Annotated in this window: 3 protein-coding genes; 2 read left to right on the forward strand and 1 reads right to left on the reverse strand. The window is 52.1% G+C overall.

Annotated elements, in window-relative coordinates:
• Both D777_RS17555 and D777_RS17560 read left to right on the forward strand, forming a co-directional pair.
• A partial coding sequence (locus D777_RS17555) for a formylglycine-generating enzyme family protein (protein ID WP_036135082.1) occupies positions 1–374 on the forward strand: 374 nt, incomplete at its 5' end.
• A 467-nt stretch (positions 375–841) separates the two neighbouring features.
• The gene (locus tag D777_RS17560) at positions 842–1,711 is read left to right on the forward strand and encodes a formylglycine-generating enzyme family protein (RefSeq protein WP_051669179.1); all 870 of its coding nucleotides are present in this window, start codon (positions 842–844) and stop codon (positions 1,709–1,711) included.
• Between the two features lie 22 nt (positions 1,712–1,733).
• On the opposite strand, the gene D777_RS17565 is transcribed toward D777_RS17560, so the two are convergent.
• Entirely contained in the window at positions 1,734–3,548 is a 1,815-nt protein-coding gene (locus D777_RS17565) for a hypothetical protein (RefSeq protein ID WP_036135085.1), read from the reverse strand.
• Between the last annotated feature and the right edge of the window lie 273 nt (positions 3,549–3,821).

Consider the following 3,821-nt stretch of genomic DNA (forward strand, 5'->3'; position numbering starts at 1 on the left):
TCGAGCCCAACCTTCCGGCGTGGACAAAGGAATGGCAGGAAGCAGAGGACTACTGCCTCTGGGTTGGCGAACTGGCAAATAGATCGGTTGACCTGCCAACTGAAGCTCAGTGGGAGTATGCAGCCCGTAATCGGGGGAAAAATGTTCTTTATGCCACCAATAATGGACACATTACTGAAGGTGTTAACACGCCAAGCCATGACCAAAGGAAAAGCGGCATGTTGCCGGTCGGAAGCTACCCTGCTAATCCGCTGGGGATATTCGATCTGACTTCCAATGCTGCAGAGTGGGTCGATGACTGGTATTCCGAAACATACTACGAAAACAGCGACCCCATAAATCCGCAGGGTCCCGGTTCCGGCGAAAAAAAGTGATCAGAACCGGGAGCTTATATAGTGCTCCCATTGCAGGCACGACCATTTTGAGAGATAGCCGACCTCCAGTCGAACCCTACTATCATGAAGGTCAGGGGTTCCGATGCGCGCTAGATTAAGCCCACGGACCGGGATTGGTACCTCGTAGTTTGGCTAAACGAATCTGCAATCTTTTAGCTTTCTGATAAACAGGCACTGGGGCCCAAGCAAGATTTAAAGACCGCTTTGAAGGTTTCATCGCCAGATCCGACATGATCCAGCTGTGAAACTGGGAGATGTGCTCCAGCGATTCAAAGAATTGACGCCGGGTCGTCTAAGCTGGAACAAAAGTAACTGCGTGTCTTAAGGCTCTTCACATCATGCGGGTTCTACCCCATTCCCATAATTCTGTTCTGGGCAGCCAACTGATAGTCTTGCGGGCACAGTTAGTTTCATTATGGAAAATGACACATTGGACTGGAACACCGATGCCTTCGAAGCAGACCTTTAAAGCCCTCGCTCTGATACTCCTTACCATTCAACTGACTGCCTGTGATGCGATAAGCGACTGGCAAAAGATTCAAATGGTCCAGCGCAATATGGACAACATGGTGTTTGTTGAAGGCGGCGAGTTTCTGATGGGGAACCCTGGGGGTTGGAGCGTGCGCAGAGATACGATCCCGGTGCATAAAGTCGAGTTGGGTGACTTTTACATTCAAAAGTATGAAGTCACCCAAGAGGATTTTGAAGTATTTGTTCGCGCTTCAGACCACGATATAAAAGCACGCTTCTATGACAGAAAACGAAGAATGTCCCCTGAACGATTCAAGAGCGAACTGCCTGCTCCCGTATCCTGGCATGATGCCAAGGCGTATTGTTTGTGGCTCGGAGAACAATCCGGGCGCGATGTAGACTTACCCACCGAAGCGCAATGGGAATATGCTGCAAGATCTGGTGGGCTGCCGGTACAATACGCGACCAACAATGGCGAGTTGCACCCGGGACTGAACATAAATGAGGGCAGTACACTATTCCATGCGGGTAATGATCAAACTCTCCCCAGCCCACCAGGCAGTTTTCCCCCCAACCCATTGGGCCTACACGATATGTCAGGCAATGTGGGAGAGTGGGTCAATGACTACTATGCACCGGACTACTACCAAAACTCAGTGGAACTGAACCCCCAAGGCCCTGAAACAGGCAACACTGTTAAAGTCGGCCCCAACTTTGAAGAGCCCGAAAGAGTAATGCGCGGCGGGCACTATCGGGACCTATCCGGCAGCTCTACGGTTACTCGTCGACAAGTTCCAGAGTATGCTGTGCCGTTGAATGGTGGGTTCCGCTGTGTAATGAACTAAACCCATTCATTTAGCATGATTGCTATACGTATAAAGCCGAAAGCCAACTCTCCGTTGCCTTTGCCTCGGACGATCGGTACAGGAACCGAACGATTAAGCTCGCATAGTTATTCTTGAGATCGACAACTGTGCCTTTGTGGCCCCCCTCCTGCCCCATACGCCGCAGAACCTCCATGAGTTCCCGATGGGACTTTATGGTTCTCAATACCTTAACAGAGGCAGATGCCAATTGACCGAACCCTTGATCACGCCTGCGCTGCGCCCGCGATGCATTGCTTGAAAGCAACTGAAGCACCTCAGCTTTGGCCTCCGGCGTGGCAATCGCCATGTATCCATCTTTCGCAATGCGATAGGCAGCATTTATTGCTTCCTGATAATTTTCTTGAGTCTCAATCCAATACTCTTGAAGTCGATCGCGGGGCCAAGTCACCAGATCAAGTAAATCATCCCCACTAACCGCTTGGACACGAAGCATTAGAGATATTAGAGAAAATGCCTCGCTGTCTATCCACTCTAAAAAGCGAAAATCTGACTGCTCCAAAGACCAACGCAGGAAATGCACAAGTTCCACAATTTGTGGCCCGTTTATCTCTGCTGCAACGCCACCACCAGCACCAGGCCCCAACACCACATGCCCTTTTAGGAACAATACAAGCTTCCCATCCAAGAACATCACTTTGAACTCAAATCCGGCACCAATCCCTGCAGAAAATGCCAGCTCAGGCTTTACCTCCATCAAGGACTTGAAGGCCTTATCGGCCTCATTCCGTCTTTCCTGTTCTTTGTCAGAAACACCCCCGACCTGACCCGCAACCTGCTCTTCCTGAACCTCACCATACGCCGCCTTCCACTTCACACTAAAGGCCGCTTCGTTCTTCAGCGTAGCACCAGCGAACACCTCGCCATTGGCGTCGCCATTGGCGTCGCCATTGATACCGACATTTCCGGGAGCGGACGAGGCCCTCACATTGGCGGCCAGGGAGGCGCAGGCTCCAGCGAAGCCCTGGATGGTGTATTCCGCATCCGTTCGCAAGTGACCACAATGCAGGCTCACAAGATCACCTTTGTGATCCTGATATTTCAATACCAGGGGCATGCCGCTGGCGTCGGGCAACTGCGCCTTAAGAGAGGCCTTGCCTTCCAGCAGACTGTAGGCGCCCTCCACTTTGCCCCCAATATGGGCTTCCTGCTTGACCGGGTTGTAGGATGCGGCCAGCCCTGCCTGAGCAGCAAAGCGGAACATTTGAGCTTCCGCATCGGCTGAAAAACGTCCGTCCTCTGTTGAGACCTCTTCCTTGAACAGTTCATTGTTGAGCTGATTGAAGAAGTTATCGTTTTGGCTCTTCCATTGAGCAAGCTTGAGTTTTAGTTCGCGGTTCGTTCGTAGAGCGTCGCGTGCCTGAGCCCCTGCTTCCCGGAAGCGACTTGAGGACATGGCATCCTTCACGTCTGCCATGGTCATTGGGTGCCATCCTTGGCGGAATCGCTGCAGTGCCTCCCTGTGGATATAACGGTACCCGGATTCGCCTGTGCGTTTAATCTCCACCACATTCCAGGCCCGTGTATCACCAACGTTCGGGCTGGCAAATACGTCGTTTGACGAAGGCGGACTGGTTTGCACCATACGACTCAGGGCCGCCTCTTGCTCAGCGAGCAGGCTTTTCTTCTCATCCAGAAGCTTGCGGTAGCGTTCCACCTCACTGGTATCGATCAAGCTCCAAATAGAGGGTGTCGGGTCACTGTTAACGACATAATGCACAGCTTCACGCCACCAAGCGGGATCGGGCGTTGCTTCCGCCCCGTAAAGGGTGTTCCCAGTCTGCACGTATGTGGTCATGCGTCTCTATGAACTGAAGACAGCCTCAAAGCTTTCGCCCTCTTAATACTTTTCAGGACTTTCGGGTGGTAACATTCATGCCAAACATGGAATGTGAAACCTTATTGCACGGAGCATGCATGCGTTACGCACTGACCTTCATCGCCTCCAGCCTGATCGTGGGCTGCACCTCTGTCACCAGTGAAAGCCTCAGCGAAGCCGAAGTAAACGCCATCGAGGATCGGATTCAGGCACACCACCCAGACCTGTCATATTCCCAACAACAAGCGGTCA

Source organism: Marinobacter nitratireducens (assembly GCF_000708045.1).
Lineage (GTDB): Bacteria > Pseudomonadota > Gammaproteobacteria > Pseudomonadales > Oleiphilaceae > Marinobacter > Marinobacter nitratireducens.